At 55.2% G+C, this 17169-nt stretch carries 14 protein-coding genes; 10 read left to right on the top strand and 4 right to left on the bottom strand.

Annotated features, from left to right (window positions below; translation table 11 throughout):
• Nucleotides 1-56: 56 nt before the first annotated feature.
• Nucleotides 57-614 (bottom strand): ADP compounds hydrolase NudE, encoded by a 558-nt coding sequence (gene nudE, locus ACT3RT_RS15760; RefSeq protein ID WP_353503601.1) that lies wholly within the window; start codon nt 612-614, stop codon nt 57-59.
• A 474-nt stretch (nt 615-1088) separates the two neighbouring features.
• On the opposite strand from nudE, the gene ACT3RT_RS15755 reads away from it, so the two are divergent.
• The 5 genes from ACT3RT_RS15755 (at nt 1089) to pckA (ending at nt 7291) form a co-directional block, all read left to right on the top strand.
• A complete protein-coding gene (locus ACT3RT_RS15755; RefSeq protein ID WP_353503602.1) occupies nt 1089-3236 on the top strand; it encodes an intracellular growth attenuator family protein in 2148 nt (715 codons plus the stop codon).
• Nucleotides 3237-3390: 154 nt separating this feature from the next.
• Nucleotides 3391-4095: a GMP/IMP nucleotidase gene (yrfG, locus tag ACT3RT_RS15750; RefSeq protein ID WP_496203297.1), complete on the top strand. Its 705-nt coding sequence runs from the start codon at nt 3391-3393 to the stop codon at nt 4093-4095.
• A 9-nt stretch (nt 4096-4104) separates the two neighbouring features.
• On the top strand, nt 4105-4509 hold the full coding sequence (gene hslR, locus ACT3RT_RS15745) for a ribosome-associated heat shock protein Hsp15 (protein ID WP_496203296.1): 405 nt from the start codon (nt 4105-4107) through the stop codon (nt 4507-4509).
• A 30-nt stretch (nt 4510-4539) separates the two neighbouring features.
• A complete protein-coding gene (hslO, locus tag ACT3RT_RS15740) occupies nt 4540-5424 on the top strand; it encodes an Hsp33 family molecular chaperone HslO (RefSeq protein WP_353503605.1) in 885 nt (294 codons plus the stop codon).
• A gap of 247 nt (nt 5425-5671) precedes the next feature.
• The gene (pckA, locus tag ACT3RT_RS15735) at nt 5672-7291 is read left to right on the top strand and encodes a phosphoenolpyruvate carboxykinase (ATP) (protein ID WP_353503606.1); all 1620 of its coding nucleotides are present in this window, start codon (nt 5672-5674) and stop codon (nt 7289-7291) included.
• Between the two features lie 689 nt (nt 7292-7980).
• On the opposite strand, the gene envZ is transcribed toward pckA, so the two are convergent.
• Complete coding sequence (gene envZ, locus ACT3RT_RS15730) at nt 7981-9342, bottom strand: two-component system sensor histidine kinase EnvZ (protein WP_396131873.1); 1362 nt, start codon at nt 9340-9342, stop codon at nt 7981-7983.
• Nucleotides 9339-10058: an osmolarity response regulator transcription factor OmpR gene (gene ompR, locus ACT3RT_RS15725; protein WP_009635740.1), complete on the bottom strand. Its 720-nt coding sequence runs from the start codon at nt 10056-10058 to the stop codon at nt 9339-9341. The genes envZ and ompR overlap by 4 nt, the downstream gene beginning before the upstream one ends.
• Nucleotides 10059-10342: 284 nt before the next feature.
• Here ompR and greB point away from each other — a divergent pair, with 284 nt between their 5' ends.
• The 5 genes from greB (at nt 10343) to ACT3RT_RS15700 (ending at nt 16536) form a co-directional block, all read left to right on the top strand.
• On the top strand, nt 10343-10831 hold the full coding sequence (gene greB, locus ACT3RT_RS15720; protein ID WP_353503608.1) for a transcription elongation factor GreB: 489 nt from the start codon (nt 10343-10345) through the stop codon (nt 10829-10831).
• Nucleotides 10832-10944: 113 nt separating this feature from the next.
• On the top strand, nt 10945-13290 hold the full coding sequence (locus ACT3RT_RS15715) for a Tex family protein (RefSeq protein ID WP_496203295.1): 2346 nt from the start codon (nt 10945-10947) through the stop codon (nt 13288-13290).
• A gap of 384 nt (nt 13291-13674) precedes the next feature.
• The gene (gene feoA / locus ACT3RT_RS15710; RefSeq protein ID WP_353503610.1) at nt 13675-13899 is read left to right on the top strand and encodes a ferrous iron transporter A; all 225 of its coding nucleotides are present in this window, start codon (nt 13675-13677) and stop codon (nt 13897-13899) included.
• A gap of 72 nt (nt 13900-13971) precedes the next feature.
• Nucleotides 13972-16287 (top strand): Fe(2+) transporter permease subunit FeoB, encoded by a 2316-nt coding sequence (feoB, locus tag ACT3RT_RS15705; RefSeq protein WP_353503611.1) that lies wholly within the window; start codon nt 13972-13974, stop codon nt 16285-16287.
• Nucleotides 16288-16296: 9 nt separating this feature from the next.
• Nucleotides 16297-16536 (top strand): FeoC-like transcriptional regulator, encoded by a 240-nt coding sequence (locus tag ACT3RT_RS15700; RefSeq protein WP_353503612.1) that lies wholly within the window; start codon nt 16297-16299, stop codon nt 16534-16536.
• Here the strand turns inward: ACT3RT_RS15700 and ACT3RT_RS15695 are convergent.
• Nucleotides 16533-17153, bottom strand: coding sequence for a malonate decarboxylase holo-ACP synthase (locus tag ACT3RT_RS15695; RefSeq protein ID WP_353503613.1), 621 nt, complete (start codon nt 17151-17153; stop codon nt 16533-16535). The genes ACT3RT_RS15700 and ACT3RT_RS15695 overlap by 4 nt on opposite strands.
• Nucleotides 17154-17169 lie beyond the last annotated feature (16 nt).

Here is a 17169-nt window from a genome sequence, read left to right as displayed (position 1 = left end):
GACCGGCTTTTTTTATGTCTATTGCTGGGAGAAAGCGGCTAAGTAAAGTCAGCGGCTTACATCGCGTTTCGGGTCAGGAAATCGTGAGCGAGGAACAGCGCGCTGACGTTACGCGCTTCATTGAAGTCAGGCTCTTTCAGCAGTTCAAGCATGCGGGCAATCGGCCAGCGCGTTTGCGGCAAAGGCTCCGGCTCATCGCCTTCCAAACTTTGCGGGTACAACCCTTTGGCAATCACGATATTCATCCGGCTGGAGAAATAAGAGGGTGCCATGGTCAGCTTCGAGAGAAACTCTAACTGGTTAGCCCCGTAGCCCACCTCTTCCATCAGCTCACGGTTGGCGGCTTCAAATACCGTTTCGCCCGGATCAATCAGTCCTTTTGGAAAACCCAGCTCATAGCTGTCGATACCCACGGCGTACTCGTGAATCAGCAGCAGATCATCGCCGATAACTGGCACAATCAGCACTGCTTCGCGATTAGAGGGGCGCATACGCTCATACACGCGCTGCACGCCATTACTGAAGGAGAGATCGACGGATTCGATAGTAAATAAGCGAGAGCTGGCAACAGTCTCCACTTTTAGAATCTCAGGTTTTTGCAGGTGCTTATCCATGGTTTCCCCAATTTATTGTTCACCTGACACGGTGTCGCAATGGGTTTCAGTTCATTGTCACTTGATGGCATTGTGCGTTAATGCGAACCTTCATCGCAATATTTGTGCGACATAAATTCGGCAACCTCAACAAAGCTGAACAATTTCGCAGAAATAACTAGGTGATTTACGTCGCAATTTATATAAACACCCATTAACAAAAAGCACGACGCATAAAAATAGGATTATACCGATACCCGCTTCGTTAAGAATATTGGTATGATCCAAAGTGGCTGTTTTTACGTGATAAGTAGGCGGTATACGCCACATTCGGCTCACAAAAGAGAGCCGCTAAAAACAACCCATGAATTAATCCTTTCCAGCACAGTTTAAATCGTGCTGATGGATTTCATTGTTAAATCTTTGTTTTGATAGACTATTTGCACTTATGAATTCACAGCGTGTTGATACAAATCATCTTAATCAGGGGATCGGATGAGCACAGTAATCGTGACACTATTCTTATTGTGTATCACCGCAATTGCCGCAGGCGTATTCTTCTGGTTTATCGTCCGACGTCGCAATACTGCATCTTCAACCGTGCATTTCAGCAAACCCAATCAGCGCAAGCTTACGCAGCATGAAAGAGATGCCGTCGAGCAATATTTGCGTCAACACGAAAAACTGAGCCAAACGCCAATTACTCATCGCAGTAACCTGATGGTTTTGCGAGATAAACTGACGCTCACCGCCAAAAGTGAAAACGTCTACGCGGTCACGCGGGCGATCACCCGTTACGGCGTCGCCAGCGAAGATCCCAATAAATGGCGATATTTCCTCGAAACGACCGAAGTGCATCTGCCGCCGTTTTGGGAACAGTACATCGCGCAGGAAAACCACGTTGAGCTGATTAAAACCCAGACAGTCCCCTTGGTTATCTCGCTCAACGGCCATTCGCTGGTCAATCATATTTACGAACGCTCGGCCCCGGCCCCTTCCGTTATCCCGACTCCTCCGCAGAACGCCTCGATTCGCCATGAAGAGAGTGAACACATTCAGTTGGTCAAAGTTCGCCATGAAACCCGCGAAGAGCACGCCCTGACGCGCTCCAACGGCGTGCGCGAAGCCATTGCTATCTCGGCCATTATGCTGCTGCTATTTATTACGCTGGTAGGACCGGCGGTGATCCTGCCGTGGACGCTGGCTCTGGCGGTGGTGCTGGCGGGTTGGGTAAGCTGGCGCTACTTGGCTGAACGCCTGGGCAAGCATCGCAAAGAGATCCACTGTCTGCGCGGCCAGCCTAAGCGCTGGGGCCTGTTTGGCGAGTCGAAACAGGGTGATATCAGCAATATTTCTTTGGGCGCGGTAGACCTGATCTATCCGCCGCACTGGCAGCCGTTCATTGCCCGCGATCTGGGTCAGCCGACCGATGTTGAAGTCTATATGAACAGCCAAGTGGTGCGTCAGGGCAGTTACCTGTCGCTGCATGACGAAGTGAAAAATTTCCCGCTGCAACAGTGGGGTAAGAATCTGGTGCTGGCTGCCAGTGCCTTGGTGCTACTGCTGGTTTTGCTGATTTATGTCCCACTCGGATTACCTCTGAAACTCAGCGTCGCGTGGCTGCAAGGCGCGCAGAGCACCCAGGTTAACAGCGTGCAAGCGCTGGAGAAAACGCCGCTGCGGGTTGGCGACACGCTAAAAGTTCAGGGCACCGGCATGTGCTATGTGCCGCCAGAGAGCGCCCGCGCCGCGCCGACCAGCTTCATGCCATTTGACTGCTCTGGCATTTACTGGAACGAAGCCGCGCCGCTGCCAATACCGGAATCAGAATCCATCGACGCTGCCACCGCGCTGCTCACCACGGTGAATACTCAGCTGCATCCAAACGACAGTGGCACCGAGCAGAACATCAACCCACAGCTCGCCACCGCGATTGAAAAATCGGGCATGATCCTGCTGGACGACTTCTCAGATATCGTGTTGAAAACGCAGACATTGTGCAGTAACAGCGATGATTGTGTGCGGCTGAAAAACGCGCTGGTTAATCTGGGCAATGCCGACAACTGGGCAACGCTGGTTAAGCGCGCCAAATCTGGCACCCTGAAAGGCATGAACGTGTTACTACGCCCGGTAAGCGCCCAGTCGCTGAGCGAACTGGTGAATACCGCCACTTCGTCATTCTTCGCGCTGGAAACACGCCGCGCGGCACAGGCGCTCAATAGCCCACCGCCGGGCGGCTTCTTAATCAGCAATGATGAAGGCAAGCAGTTGGTCGACCAGCCTGCCCCGCCGGTTTCCCTCTATGCCTATAGCCCGTTAAACCAGTGGAAACAGTTGCAGAATCTCTCTTCCATGCTGCTGCATACGCCATTCACTGCCCAAGGGGTGATCACCAGCATTAACGTTGACGCCAACGGCACACGGCATATTTCACTGCACAGCGAGCCGGATATCTCGACGCTATGGCGCTATTTGGGCACCAGCTTGTTGTTGATTCTGTTAGTGGTTTGCTTAGTGGTGAACGCCGTGCTGTTGGCAAAACGCATGTTGAAAGACAAACATCGGATGAATGACATCCAGCATTACTACAACAACTGCTTCAATCCGACTATCGTCACGCCCGCGCCTCACACGCTGAATTAATCTTTTCAGGTTACAATAAACACCTGACTTCCCTCACGCCAGCCTCGGCGGCGTGAAGGAAGGATGTGCTACCCTGCCGCTTCCTCTGCCCTTTATGATATTTCTCTCCCAGCAACGGCACTCAAGTCGTTCACCGTGGAGATATGGAGCCTGTATGCCACCGGAGTTTGACTGGAATAACATTGATACCCTGCTGCTGGACATGGACGGCACGCTGTTGGATCTCGCCTTCGACAGCCAGTTTTGGCTGCAAGATGTCCCGCAGGCGCTGAGCCAACAGCGCAGCCTGAGTTTCGAAGAGGCGCGGCAATATATTCACGCCGAATACCTTGCTGTCCAGCACACCATGAACTGGTACTGCTTTGACTATTGGTGCAACAAGCTGGATCTGGATATTTACCAGATGACCACCGAGGCCGGCCACAGGGCGCGCCTGCGCGACGACACCCTGCCCTTTTTGCAGCATTTACGCGCCAGCGGCCGCCAGACCATTTTGCTGACCAACGCCCATCCGCACAGCCTTGAGGTCAAGTGCCAGCACACCGGTTTGGACCAGCACCTTGATTTATTACTTTCTACCCACACATTTGGTTATCCAAAGGAAGATCAGCGTTTGTGGCAGGCGGTGCAGCAGAAAACCGGTTTTGATCCACAGCGCACCCTGTTTGTGGATGATGGAGAACCCATCCTCAATGCGGCAAAAACCTTTGGTATCCGCTATTGTCTGGGTATAGAAAATCCCGACTCTACGCTGGCGAACAAAGCGTTTGAGGCCCATCCTTCGATCACTGACTACCTGAGCCTGCTGCCGTCCATTCAGCCCGTGACAGGCCGGGAAAGCCGATCGTTGCTGACCTAGGGGAGAAATATGAAAGGCAAAACGCCAGAGGATGACAACGGGGTTCGCCTCGACAAATGGCTGTGGGCCGCGCGGTTTTACAAAACGCGAGCCTTAGCGCGTGAGATGATTGATGGCGGCAAAGTGCATTACAACGGCCAGCGCGGCAAGCCGAGTAAGCTGGTTGAAGTGAATGCCGAAATCAAACTGCGTCAGGGAAATGATGAAAAAACCGTCGTGGTTCTGGACCTGACAACCCAGCGGCGAAGCGCCGAAGAGGCGCAAAAGCTTTATCAGGAAACTGAACTAAGCATTACCAGCCGAGAGAAAATCTCTGAGGCGCGTAAAATGAAAGCCATGCCACATCCTGATCGGCGCCCTGATAAGAAGGAGCGCCGCAACCTGATTAAATTTAAATATGGCGATGCCGAATAAACGGAAAGTCGCTTAAGTAGAGAGAACAGTATGTCCAATCATGACCAATTACACCGCTACCTGTTCACAAACCACGCTGTGCGCGGTGAACTGGTTTCCCTCAGCGAGACGTTTGAGCAAATCGTCGCTGGCCACGACTATCCGGCAGAAGTTCGCACCTTGCTGGGTGAGATGTTGGTGGCGACCAGCCTGCTGACCGCCACGCTGAAGTTTGATGGCGACATCACCGTACAACTTCAGGGCGATGGCCCACTGAAGCTGGCGGTTATTAACGGCAACAACAAGCAAGAGATGCGCGGCGTGGCCCGTCTGCAAGGCGATATCGCCGCCGATAGCTCGCTGAAGCAGATGATTGGCAACGGCTACATGGTGATCACCATTTCCCCAACGGAAGGTGAGCGCTATCAGGGCGTGGTTGATTTAGAAGGCGAAACGCTGGCGGAATGTCTCGAAAACTACTTCCTGCGTTCAGAGCAGCTGCCAACGCGCATCTTTATCCGTACCGGCGAGTCCGAGGGTAAAGCCGCGGCGGGCGGCCTGCTGCTGCAAGTGCTGCCTGCGCAAGAGACTGACCCGGAAGAGTTCAGCCACCTGTCACAGCTGACCACCACCATCAAAGCGGAAGAGCTGTTCACCCTGCCAGCCACCGAAGTGCTATACCGCCTGTATCATCAGGAAGAAGTGACGGTCTACGAACCACAAGACGTCTGCTTCCGCTGCACCTGCTCCCGCGAGCGTTGTGCAGATGCCCTGATGACCCTGCCGGGCGAAGAAGTGCTCGAGATGCTGGAAGAAGATGGCAAAATCGAAATGCACTGTGATTACTGTGGCAGCGATTACGCGTTCGACGCCATGGACCTGGCAACCTACAAAGCCAGCGGCAATCTGCCGGACGCCGACAGCGCCGTTCACTAAACGCCATAAACACCATCAAATACGGAGCAATGTCTGACATTGCTCCGGCTTCATTCAATTACTTTACTTTCGTTACACCGTCTTCGTGCACTGTCTCTCAGAACTGCCAAAAAACCCGCCATAGATGCCATTCTTTGAAGAAAACCGCAGATAAAAAGCCATAAATCTTTACAATTGCAGTGCATTTCATTTTACATGGCGGCCACAAAGCCGTTCAGATTTGACCATCCGATCTAGGAGCAGGGACATGCCGACCCACCATCTCAGCAAAGAAAAACTGGCCACCTACGGTATCAAGGATACCCGCGAAATTGTTTATAACCCGGATTACGACCTGCTCTTCAAAGAAGAGACAGCACCCGGTCTGCAAGGTTTTGAGCGTGGTCAAGTCACTGAGCTGGGCGCGGTGAATGTTGATACCGGAATCTTTACCGGCCGTTCGCCAAAAGATAAGTACATTGTGCGCGATGACACCACTCGAGACACCGTTTGGTGGGCCGATCAGGGCAAAGGGAAGAATGACAATAAGCCGCTCAGTCAGGAAGTGTGGAGCGAGCTGAAAGCGCTGGTGACTCAGCAGCTCTCCTCTAAGCGCCTGTTCATCATCGACGCCTTCTGCGGCGCGAACGCTGATTCACGTCTGAAAGTCCGCTTTATTACCGAAGTGGCCTGGCAGGCGCATTTCGTGAAAAACATGTTCATTCGCCCAACGGACGCCGAGCTGGAAAACTTCGAGCCGGATTTCATCGTAATGAACGGCGCGAAATGCACCAACCCGAACTGGCAGCAGCAAGGTCTGAACTCTGAGAACTTTGTGGCGTTCAACCTGACCGAGCGCATTCAGCTGATTGGCGGCTCCTGGTACGGCGGCGAGATGAAAAAAGGCATGTTCTCGGTGATGAACTACCTGCTACCACTGCAAGGTATTGCCTCCATGCACTGTTCCGCCAACGTCGGCGAAAAAGGCGACGTGGCGGTGTTCTTTGGCCTGTCTGGCACAGGCAAAACCACTCTGTCCACCGACCCGAAACGCCAGCTGATTGGCGACGACGAGCACGGCTGGGATGACGACGGCGTGTTCAACTTTGAAGGTGGCTGCTACGCCAAAACCATCAAGCTGAGTAAAGAAGCCGAGCCAGACATTTATGGCGCCATCACCCGCGACGCGCTGTTGGAAAACGTGGTGGTAGATGCCGCCGGTAAAATCGACTTCGACGATAACTCGAAAACCGAGAACACCCGCGTTTCCTACCCGATTTACCATATCCAAAACATCGTCAAGCCAGTGTCGAAAGCGGGCCACGCGACCAAGGTGATTTTCCTGACCGCAGACGCGTTCGGCGTTCTGCCGCCGGTATCACGCCTGACTGCCGATCAGACCCAATATCACTTCCTCTCTGGCTTCACCGCCAAGCTGGCAGGGACCGAGCGCGGCGTCACCGAGCCCACCCCAACCTTCTCCGCCTGTTTCGGCGCAGCCTTCTTGATGCTGCACCCGACACAGTACGCCGAAGTGCTGGTAAAACGTATGGAAGCTGCCGGAGCTCAGGCCTATCTGGTGAACACCGGCTGGAACGGCACGGGTAAACGCATTTCTATCCAGAACACCCGCGCCATCATCGACGCCATCCTGAATGGCACCATCGATGACGCCGAAACCTTCACTCTGCCAGTCTTCAACCTCGCCGTGCCAACCGCACTGCCGGGCGTAGACACCCACATCCTCGACCCGCGCAACACCTACGGTTCCGCCGAGCAGTGGCAAGAGAAGGCGCACGACCTCGCACAGCAGTTTGTGACTAACTTTGATAAGTACACGGATACCGAGGCGGGAGCGCGGTTGGTCGCGGCGGGGCCAAAGCTTTAAAAAGCTTTTGCAAATTTTGAAGGTCAAGGTCGTGGGCGCCGGCCCACACCGGCCTTAAGGTCAAGGTCGTGGGCGCCGGCCCACACCGGCCTTAAGGTCAAGGTCGTGCGCTGCCGCCACACCGGCCTCAAGGGGCGCCTATCGCCGCGCCCCTTGAGAATCCCCGGCTCTTTTACTGCGCGCTTCGCTTGTTGGAGGGACATGTTTCAGTCACTTCAGTTCACACCGCAAAATGTCGCCGCTTAGGCGGTTCCCGAATTTCAGGCTTCGAGCCTTTGGTCTCGAACCATTCATTCGGCGCCATTTTTGAGCGCGGTTTTGAGGCTTTTCAATCGTCCCTTTTCAGTAGGTTCAGGTTTGTTTTGCGAATTGAATGAAACGGTTCGGCGTAAATGCCAGTAGGCCGCGTTCAGAAATGACGCCGAGCAAGAGGTGGAAAACCGCGCCTTTTTTGCGCGGGTTGTAATCCCGCAGCGAGGGAACCGCCTAAGCGGCGGCTTTTCGCGGCTGTCATTATGGTGACTGAAACACGTCCATTCCAACCCTGCGAAGCCTCGATCTCACAGCAATAAAAAACGCAGGGTTCCAAGGGAGGCGCGTTTACGCCTCCCTTGGTCGGTGTGGGCCGACGCCCACGGTTTTGAATTTGAACTTAAGGCTTGAGGAGCAAGGGGCTATACCCCCTTAACTCAAACGGTTTTCTGCGGAAGTGAAGTCACAACTGCCTTCTCCACCGGCAGGGGGAGATATGCCCGAATGCGGAGTCCACCGCGCGGGCTGCGGCCGATATCTAGCGAACCGGCGTGGGCATCGATGATGCGCTGCACAATCGCTAAACCTAGTCCGGTGCCGCTGGTAGTACGGGCGCTGTCGCCGCGAACAAATGGCTGGAACAGGTGCTTCAGCTGGCTTGGTTCAATGCCGGGGCCGTCGTCTTCAACCTGGAACCAACCGCGCTGCAACTCCTTGCCGCTGCTAACTTTTATCCAGCCGTTGCCGTAGCGGGCGGCGTTCACCACCATATTCACCACGGCGCGTTTGATAGACAGCGGATGCACATTGACCAGCACTTCGCCGCTGACCAAATCGCTATCGATTTCACGCTCGTATCCACTTTCGGCGGCAATCACTTCGCCGAGAATCGAGTTGAGATCGCACTCTTCGGTCTGCAACTCCTGCCCGGTGCGCAGATAATCGATGAACTGCTCAATAATGGCATTGCACTCTTCGATGTCCTTGTTGATGGACTCCGCGAGGTAGCCATCGCCGTCGCTCATCATCTCCGTCGCTAAACGAATACGGGTCAACGGCGTGCGCAGGTCGTGGCTGACACCGGCCATCAGCAAGGTTCGGTCGTCGGCAAGCTGCTTCACGCCGGCGGCCATCTGGTTGAACGCGCGGGTCACCGAACGCACCTCAGACGCGCCGTACTCGCGCAGCGGGGCCGGGATTATCCCCTTACCCACCTGCAATGCGGCGTGTTCGAGTTCCACCAAGGGTCGGTTTTGAATACGGATAAACAGCCATGCGCCGCCTATGGCTAACAGCATAATCGCCAAGGTGTAGCGGAACAGCGGGGAGAAGTCGCCTTGATGAATTTCGGTCAACGGTACGCGCACCCAGATGTCAGGCGACAGCCAGGTTTTCAGCCACACGACCGGGGTATTCTTGTTCACTTCGACGCGAACATCGGTTGGGCCACCGAGCTGCTGCGCCATTTGCTGACTGAGGAATTCGTAATGTTGCGCCCAACGCAGCCCGCTCTCTTCAGCGGCAGAGTTGGTATAGAGGGAAATCCCCAGCTCGCGGTAGATTTCACGGCGGAATGCCGGAGGAACGGCCAGCAGCGTGCCATCTTCCAGCTGCAACTGATCGGTCATGAGCATACGCACTTCGTAAGCCAAGACCTTATTGAACTGTTGCAGACTCGGCAGAATGGCGAAATTCAGCACGACCAAATAGGTCGTCACCAAGCTGACGAACAGCAAGGTGACGATCAACAGCAGGGTTCGGGCAAACGAGCTACGCGGTGAAAAGCGTATTCGTCTCATGCCTTACTGCCGTCCGGTACAAAGACGTAACCCAAGCCCCAAACGGTTTGGATGTAACGTGGGTGTGCCGGATCTTCTTCCACCATGCGGCGCAGGCGGGAGATTTGCACGTCGATGGAACGCTCCATGGCGCTGTATTCGCGGCCACGGGCCAAGTTCATCAATTTGTCGCGAGATAGCGGCTCACGCGGGTGGCTTACTAAGGCTTTCAACACGGCAAACTCACCGCTGGTCAATGGCATAGGCTCATCTTCACGGAACATCTCGCGGGTGCCGAGGTTCAGTTTGAACTTACCGAAGGAGATCACCGCTTCTTCTTGAGAAGGCGCGCCCGGCAGTTCATTAGCCTGACGGCGCAGCACGGCGCGGATACGGGCCAGCAATTCACGCGGGTTAAATGGCTTAGGAATATAGTCATCGGCGCCGATTTCCAGACCAACGATACGGTCAACTTCTTCACCTTTCGCGGTAACCATAATGATTGGCATCGGGTTACTTTGGCTGCGCAGGCGGCGGCAAATGGACAGGCCGTCTTCGCCAGGAAGCATTAAATCCAGCACCATTAGGTGGAATGATTCACGAGTCAGCAAGCGATCCATCTGTTCGGCGTTCGCTACGCTGCGTACCTGAAAACCTTGTTCGGTCAGGTAACGTTCTAAAAGAGCCCGCAGGCGCATATCGTCATCAACAACCAGAATCTTATGATTCTCTTGCATTTTTATTACTCCCAAAGGCATGAATACCCGAAGTCTGTATTGTTAGAAATTCGTGCTAAAACAGACAGCTATTAATGGTATATATTCTAGTCGAAATTGTTACAAAGATTATGCTTTTCCTAATTTATCAACAATTTTCAGCGGCAACTCACGCCCTCGTTAACATAAATCAGCATGATTGCCACTTTACCTCTTTCCGGCTAATTTGCTCTAGCAATCTTGAGCCTGCAACCCGGCTATGAAAATATCCCCCTTTGGCGCACAGACTCACTCGTGAACAGAATATGAAAACCAAACTGATTACCCGCGAAGGTTATAACAAACTTAAGCAAGAGCTGGACTTCCTCTGGCGCGAAGAGCGGCCCGAAGTGACCAAGAAAGTCACCTGGGCTGCCAGCCTTGGCGACCGCAGTGAAAACGCCGATTACCAATATAATAAGAAGCGCCTGCGCGAGATTGACCGCCGGGTGCGCTATCTGACCAAGTGCCTTGAGCAACTGCGCATTGTCGATTACTCGCCGCAGCAAAAAGGCAAAGTGTTCTTTGGGGCCTGGGTTGATATCGAAAATGACGACGGCGACACCAAGCGTTTTCGCATCGTCGGCTATGACGAAATTTTTGGCCGCAAAGATTACATTTCTATCGACTCGCCGATGGCCCGCGCCCTGCTGAAGAAAGAGGTGGGCGACAGCGCCGTGGTGCAAACCCCGGTGGGCGAAGCCATGTGGTATGTGAATGAAATCAACTATGATGAACAAGCGCCAAGTTCGTAAACCTTCCATGACTCTCAAAACGCCGGTGAGAAGGGCCAGATAACTGGCATTTTTCACCCTCAAAACGTATAACTGTCCCCCAGTTTTTATGTCACTCAACGAATGAAAAGCCTATGAATGATCAACTGAGCCGCATTATCGCAACTGAATTGCAGGTTCGCCCGGAGCAGGTTGCTTCCGTGGTGCGTCTGCTGGATGAAGGTAATACCGTGCCATTTATTGCGCGGTATCGTAAGGAAGTCACCGGTGGGTTGGATGATACCCAACTGCGTCAGTTGGACAGCCGTCTGGGCTATCTGCGTGAACTTGAAGATCGCCGCCAAACCATTCTCAAATCCATTGAGGATCAGGGAAAACTGAGCGACGACCTCGCTAAAGCGATTAACACCACGCTGAGCAAAACCGAGCTGGAAGATTTATACCTGCCGTATAAACCTAAGCGCCGGACTCGCGGGCAAATCGCCATTGAAGCTGGCCTCGAGCCGCTGGCCGACCTGCTGTGGAATGAGCCGCAAAACGAGCCGGACGCCACCGCAGCCAAATTCGTTGATGCAGAAAAAGGCGTCGCCGACACCAAAGCCGCCCTTGACGGTGCGCGCTACATCTTAATGGAGCGTTTCGCCGAAGATGCCAGCTTGTTGGCCAAAGTTCGCGACTACCTGTGGAAGAATGCCCACTTAGTCTCTCGCGTGGTCGATGGCAAAGAGCAGGAAGGCGCGAAATTTAGCGACTACTTCGACCATCACGAACCGATTTCCAAAGTCCCTTCTCACCGCGCGCTGGCGATGTTCCGTGGTCGCAACGAAGGCGTGCTGCAACTGGCGCTGAACGCCGATCCGCAGCATGACGAAGCGCCAAAAGAGAGCTATGCCGAGCAGCTGATCATTGAGCACCTCGGGCTGCGCCTGAACAATGCGCCAGCCGACGTTTGGCGTCGCGCGGTGGTCAACTGGACATGGCGCATCAAAGTGCTGTTGCACCTTGAAACCGAGCTGATGAGCACGGTGCGCGAGCGCGCCGAAGACGAAGCGATTAACGTCTTCGCCCGCAACATGCACGACCTGCTGATGGCCGCTCCGGCCGGAATGCGCGCCACCATGGGCCTCGACCCCGGCCTGCGCACCGGCGTGAAAGTGGCGGTAGTCGACAACACCGGCAAGCTGGTCGGCATTGACACCGTTTACCCACACACCGGTCAGGCGGCGAAAGCGGCCCAGCAGGTTGCGGCGCTGTGCATCAAACACAATGTTGAACTGGTGGCTATCGGCAACGGCACGGCTTCTCGCGAAACCGAGCGTTTCTTCCTCGACCTGCAAAAACAGTTCCCGGAAGTGAAAGCGCAGAAAGTGATTGTCAGCGAGGCGGGCGCGTCGGTCTATTCAGCCTCTGAGCTGGCGGCGCAGGAGTTCCCCGACCTCGACGTGTCTATTCGTGGCGCGGTTTCTATTGCCCGCCGCCTGCAAGACCCGCTGGCCGAGCTGGTGAAAATTGATCCGAAATCCATTGGTGTCGGCCAGTACCAGCATGACGTCAGCCAGACCCAATTGGCGAAGAAACTCGATGCCGTGGTGGAGGACTGCGTGAACGCCGTGGGCGTTGACCTGAATACCGCCTCGGTGCCGTTGTTGACTCGCGTCGCGGGCCTGACGCGCATGATGGCGCAGAATATTGTCAGCTGGCGCGACGAAAACGGCCAGTTCCGCAACCGTGAGCAGCTGCTGAAAGTGAGCCGCCTGGGGCCAAAAGCCTTTGAACAGTGCGCGGGCTTCCTGCGTATCAACCACGGCGATAACCCGCTGGATGCCTCAACCGTTCACCCGGAAACTTACCCGGTGGTGCAGCGCATTTTGGCGGCCACCAATCTGGCGCTGAAAGAGCTGATGGGCGACTCCAACGCCCTGCGCGGCCTGAAAGCCAGCGAGTTCACCGACGAGCAGTTCGGCGTGCCGACGGTGACCGACATCATCAAAGAGCTGGAAAAGCCGGGGCACGATCCGCGCCCTGAGTTCAAAACCGCGACCTTTGCTGACGGCGTTGAAACCATGAATGACCTGCTGCCGGGCATGGTGCTGGAAGGTTCGGTGACTAACGTGACCAACTTCGGCGCCTTCGTGGATATCGGCGTACATCAGGACGGTCTGGTGCACATCTCTTCGCTGGCGAATAAGTTTGTCGATGACCCACACACCGTGGTCAAAGCGGGCGATATCGTTAAAGTGAAAGTGATGGAAGTGGACTTGCAGCGTAAGCGTATCGCCCTGACCATGCGTCTTAACGAGCAGCCGGGCGAAACCTCGGCTCGTCGCGGTGGCGGTTCGGCGGCACCTGCAGGTGGCAACGGCCGTGACGCGCAAAAGCGCGGTGCGCCGAACAAACCGGCCGGACGCGCGGCGTCTACGCCTGCGGGCAACAGCGCGATGGGCGACGCCCTCGCCGCCGCCTTTGGTAAAAAGCACTAAAAGCGCCAATTTCTGCTCTTACTCAAAGCCGCTGAATTTCAGCGGCTTTTTTATTATTCCCGCCAATACCCCTACTTCTTGAATGATTACTAATCACGTAATCACTGAGTTAAATCAATAAATCTGCCCTAACAGAGGAATAGGATAGCCCCATCGCGAAGGGAGTCTTTTAGGGAATGTCCCTTTTTTAACTCTCTTCGTGCGTACTAATTATGATAACTATTCGCATTTTTACTTCTAAAAGTAATTAGTCTGGCAAGGCTTCGCCGGACACCAACCAGACCCTATTTCGCAACGATTTACCCCAGTCAGGGGGTAATAACCGGGCAAGGAAGCACGGCGCTATCGCCGTCCCCATTCCGCCTGAACGCTTCGCGAGGACCTATGCAACTACTCTCTCAACGTGCTTATAAAATTACCGGCTTTTCACATGAAATCAGCCCGGCTTATCGGCAGAAACTGCTGTCACTGGGCATGCTGCCCGGCTCTCTGTTCAATATTATCCGCGTAGCGCCCATGGGTGATCCGGTACAAATCGAAACCCGTCGCACCAGTCTGGTCGTGCGCAAAAAAGACCTCGACCTGCTAAAGCTGGAAATTCAGGCCTGATGATTTTTTCAGCGCGGGCTCGCTTTAATTTAATGCCCGCGCCGCTCTCTTCTCTCACGTAGAAATCAACGTATGAAAGCACTGACTATTGGCTTAATTGGTAATCCGAACTCCGGTAAAACCACCCTTTTCAACCAATTAACTGGCGCACGTCAACGCGTGGGGAATTGGGCAGGCGTCACCGTCGAGCGCAAAGAAGGCCAGTTCTCCACGGCCGGGCATCAGGTTACGCTGGTTGATCTGCCAGGCACCTATTCGCTCACCACCATCTCCGAGCAAACCTCGCTCGACGAGCAAATTGCCTGCCACTACATTCTCAGCGGCGACGCCGACCTGATAATCAACGTGGTGGATGCCTCGAATCTGGAGCGAAACCTCTACTTAACGCTGCAACTGCTGGAGCTTGGCATTCCCTGCATTGTGGCGCTGAATATGCTGGATATTGCCCAGACCCAGAACATCACTATTGATATTTCTGCTCTGGAAAAACGGCTGGGTTGCCCGGTCATTGCGCTGATTTCTACCCGCGCCAGCGGCATCAGCGAGCTGAAAAAATGCATTGATAGCCGCCCTGCCGCCTCTGACCTCTCTCGGGTGATTTACCCGCCGATTTTACAGCAGGAAGTGGACGCCATGGCCGACGCCATGCCCGACACTCTGCCATTACAACAGCGCCGCTGGCTGGCCTTGCAGATGCTGGAAGGCGACATTTATAGCCAGACTCACGCCCCGCAAGCCGCCGCGCTATTGCCCGCCGTGCGCCAAAGGCTGGTCAGCCAGCAGCATGAAGACCCGGCGCTGCTGATCGCCGATGCGCGCTATCAGAGCATCGTCAATCTGTGCGAGGCGGTAAGTAATTCACACCTGACCGCGCCGAATCGCATGACGCAACTTCTCGACCGGGTGATCCTCAACCGTTTCCTCGGCGTGCCGATTTTCCTGCTGGTGATGTACCTGATGTTCCTGCTGGCGATTAACATCGGCGGCGCGCTGCAACCGATTTTCGATATCGGCTCGGCGGCTGTTTTCATTCAAGGCATGCAGTGGGTAGGTTTCACCCTGCACTTCCCACAGTGGCTGACGATTTTCCTCGCGCAGGGGATTGGCGGCGGTATCAACACCGTGCTGCCGCTGGTGCCGCAAATCGGCATGATGTACCTGTTCCTCTCATTCCTTGAAGACTCCGGCTACATGGCGCGAGCCGCGTTCGTGATGGACCGCCTGATGCAAGCGCTAGGGCTGCCGGGCAAATCCTTCGTGCCGCTGATTGTCGGTTTTGGCTGTAATGTGCCTTCGATTATGGGCGCACGCACCTTGGACGCGCCGCGCGAAAGGCTGATGACCGTCATGATGGCGCCGTTTATGTCCTGCGGCGCGCGTCTGGCGATTTTCGCCGTGTTCTCCGCCGCGTTCTTTGGCCAGAGCGGCGCATCGGTGGTGTTCTCGCTCTACCTGCTGGGCATTGTGGTCGCCATCCTCACCGGCCTGGTGCTGAAATACACCATCATGCGCGGCGAAGCTTCTCCCTTCGTGATGGAGCTGCCGGTTTACCACATTCCGCATCTGAAAAGCCTGCTGCTGCAAACCTGGCAGCGGCTGAAAGGTTTTGTGCTGCGCGCGGGTAAAGTCATTGTTATCGCAAGTATTTGTATCGGCGCGCTGAACAGTTTCTCCTTTAGCGGCAAGGCGGTGGACAACATTAATGACTCGGCGCTGGCCAGCGTCAGTAAAGTGCTAACCCCGCTGCTGAAACCGATGGGCGTTCATGAAGACAACTGGCAGGCGACGGTCGGACTGGTGACGGGCGCGATGGCGAAAGAAGTGGTGGTCGGCACGCTCAACACCTTATATACCGCCGAGCACATCACCACGCAGGAGTTTGATGCCGCCAACTTCAACCTGTTGGATGAACTGAACGGCGCGGTGCACGAAACCTGGCAGGGCCTGAAAGATACCTTCAGCCTGAGCGTACTGTCGAACCCGATTGAAGCCAGCAAGGGCGACGGCGAAATGGCTGCCACCTCGATGGGCGTGATGAGCAGTAAATTTGGCACGGCGATTTCAGCTTATAGCTACCTGATCTTTGTGCTGCTGTATGTGCCTTGCGTGTCGGTCATGGGGGCCATCGCTCGCGAAACCAGCCGTGGATGGATGTCCTTCTCCATCGCCTGGGGGCTGAACGTGGCCTATTCGCTGGCAACCCTGTTCTTCCAGACCGCCACCTTTAGCCAGCACCCGGCCAGCAGTCTGGGCATCATTCTCACCGTGATTGCTTTTAATGCGCTGGTGTTGGTGGCGCTGAGGAAAATGCGCAGCCGCGTGACCGTCACGCTGAAACCGCGCAACGTCGCCGCCTGCTGCCAGCCGGCAGTTAACGATTGCCATTAAGGAGTTGAGATGACTTCTCTGATAGCCGTTCGCGATAACGTCGCACTGGCCGGAATGGCCGATGCACGCCAGCTGAGCCTGCAACTGAAAGCGCCGCAGCCGCTGGTGCAGGCGATGCTCGACAAACTGGTAGCGATGAGAAAGCTGGAGGCCGTTGAACCTGATAACAGCTGCCTCAGCGGCAGCTGCAAAAGTTGTGCAGACGGCAAAAAATGTCTGACCGTCAGCTACCGGCTGATCCCCTCTTAACTCAGCGATTGCCACGGATCGCGGACTTGCACCAAGCCCGCGTCCGTTTCTAATTCCACCTCACCGCCCTGCAACCACTCGCCGAGGGCAAAGTCGCCCTGCGGCGTCACGATTTGTACATCGGTGCGGCACGGCAGCTGCTGCAAAGTATTGCTCAACTCACGGAACGCCTCTGGCGATACCGGCTGGTCACAGCGGATCAGCAAGTCGAGATTGCTGTCGGCGTGCATCGCCGGGATATCACTGGCCATAGTGTAGGCGCAGCTACCGATCACACCCCATGTCCACGGCCATTTCAGGCTGGCAAAGGTGATCAGCGACTGCATTGGAGGCAGGGAAATAAAGCGTGAATGCAGTAATGACACCGGATTGGCGACTAGCGATTCCGGCGTCACGGTACGCACGATGGAGGAAGGTGCCACCCAGGCCGTCGCCCGCTGAGTGCGCGTCATACCACGAATTCCCACGGCGATTGCGCCATCAGCACGCTGCCCCCGACGCACCACCAGCGGTAAATGCGTCCGCCAGTGGCTTACCCACTCGGGCAAGGCTTGATCACTTTCCAGCGCCGAACGGTCGGCAATCCAAATCAGGTCATGGGCACGCGGCAAACTCATCGTTTAGCTTCCTTAT

The sequence above is a fragment of the Ewingella sp. AOP9-I1-14 genome, assembly GCF_052375995.1.
In the GTDB taxonomy this organism is placed as follows: domain Bacteria; phylum Pseudomonadota; class Gammaproteobacteria; order Enterobacterales; family Enterobacteriaceae; genus Ewingella; species Ewingella allii.
This window is presented reverse-complemented; position numbering and strand designations above follow the sequence as displayed.

What these genes read in the sequence shown, in the direction of transcription:
- hslR (WP_496203296.1), top strand. Translation starts at nt 4,105, where the DNA reads ATGAAAGGCAAAACGCCAGAGGATGACAACGGGGTTCGCCTCGACAAA.
- ACT3RT_RS15700 (WP_353503612.1), top strand. Translation starts at nt 16,297, where the DNA reads ATGACTTCTCTGATAGCCGTTCGCGATAACGTCGCACTGGCCGGAATG.
- yrfG (WP_496203297.1), top strand. Translation starts at nt 3,391, where the DNA reads ATGCCACCGGAGTTTGACTGGAATAACATTGATACCCTGCTGCTGGAC.
- hslO (WP_353503605.1), top strand. Translation starts at nt 4,540, where the DNA reads ATGTCCAATCATGACCAATTACACCGCTACCTGTTCACAAACCACGCT.
- feoA (WP_353503610.1), top strand. Translation starts at nt 13,675, where the DNA reads ATGCAACTACTCTCTCAACGTGCTTATAAAATTACCGGCTTTTCACAT.
- envZ (WP_396131873.1), bottom strand. Translation starts at nt 9,342, where the DNA reads ATGAGACGAATACGCTTTTCACCGCGTAGCTCGTTTGCCCGAACCCTG.
- feoB (WP_353503611.1), top strand. Translation starts at nt 13,972, where the DNA reads ATGAAAGCACTGACTATTGGCTTAATTGGTAATCCGAACTCCGGTAAA.
- nudE (WP_353503601.1), bottom strand. Translation starts at nt 614, where the DNA reads ATGGATAAGCACCTGCAAAAACCTGAGATTCTAAAAGTGGAGACTGTT.
- greB (WP_353503608.1), top strand. Translation starts at nt 10,343, where the DNA reads ATGAAAACCAAACTGATTACCCGCGAAGGTTATAACAAACTTAAGCAA.
- ACT3RT_RS15715 (WP_496203295.1), top strand. Translation starts at nt 10,945, where the DNA reads ATGAATGATCAACTGAGCCGCATTATCGCAACTGAATTGCAGGTTCGC.
- ompR (WP_009635740.1), bottom strand. Translation starts at nt 10,058, where the DNA reads ATGCAAGAGAATCATAAGATTCTGGTTGTTGATGACGATATGCGCCTG.
- ACT3RT_RS15695 (WP_353503613.1), bottom strand. Translation starts at nt 17,153, where the DNA reads ATGAGTTTGCCGCGTGCCCATGACCTGATTTGGATTGCCGACCGTTCG.
- pckA (WP_353503606.1), top strand. Translation starts at nt 5,672, where the DNA reads ATGCCGACCCACCATCTCAGCAAAGAAAAACTGGCCACCTACGGTATC.
- ACT3RT_RS15755 (WP_353503602.1), top strand. Translation starts at nt 1,089, where the DNA reads ATGAGCACAGTAATCGTGACACTATTCTTATTGTGTATCACCGCAATT.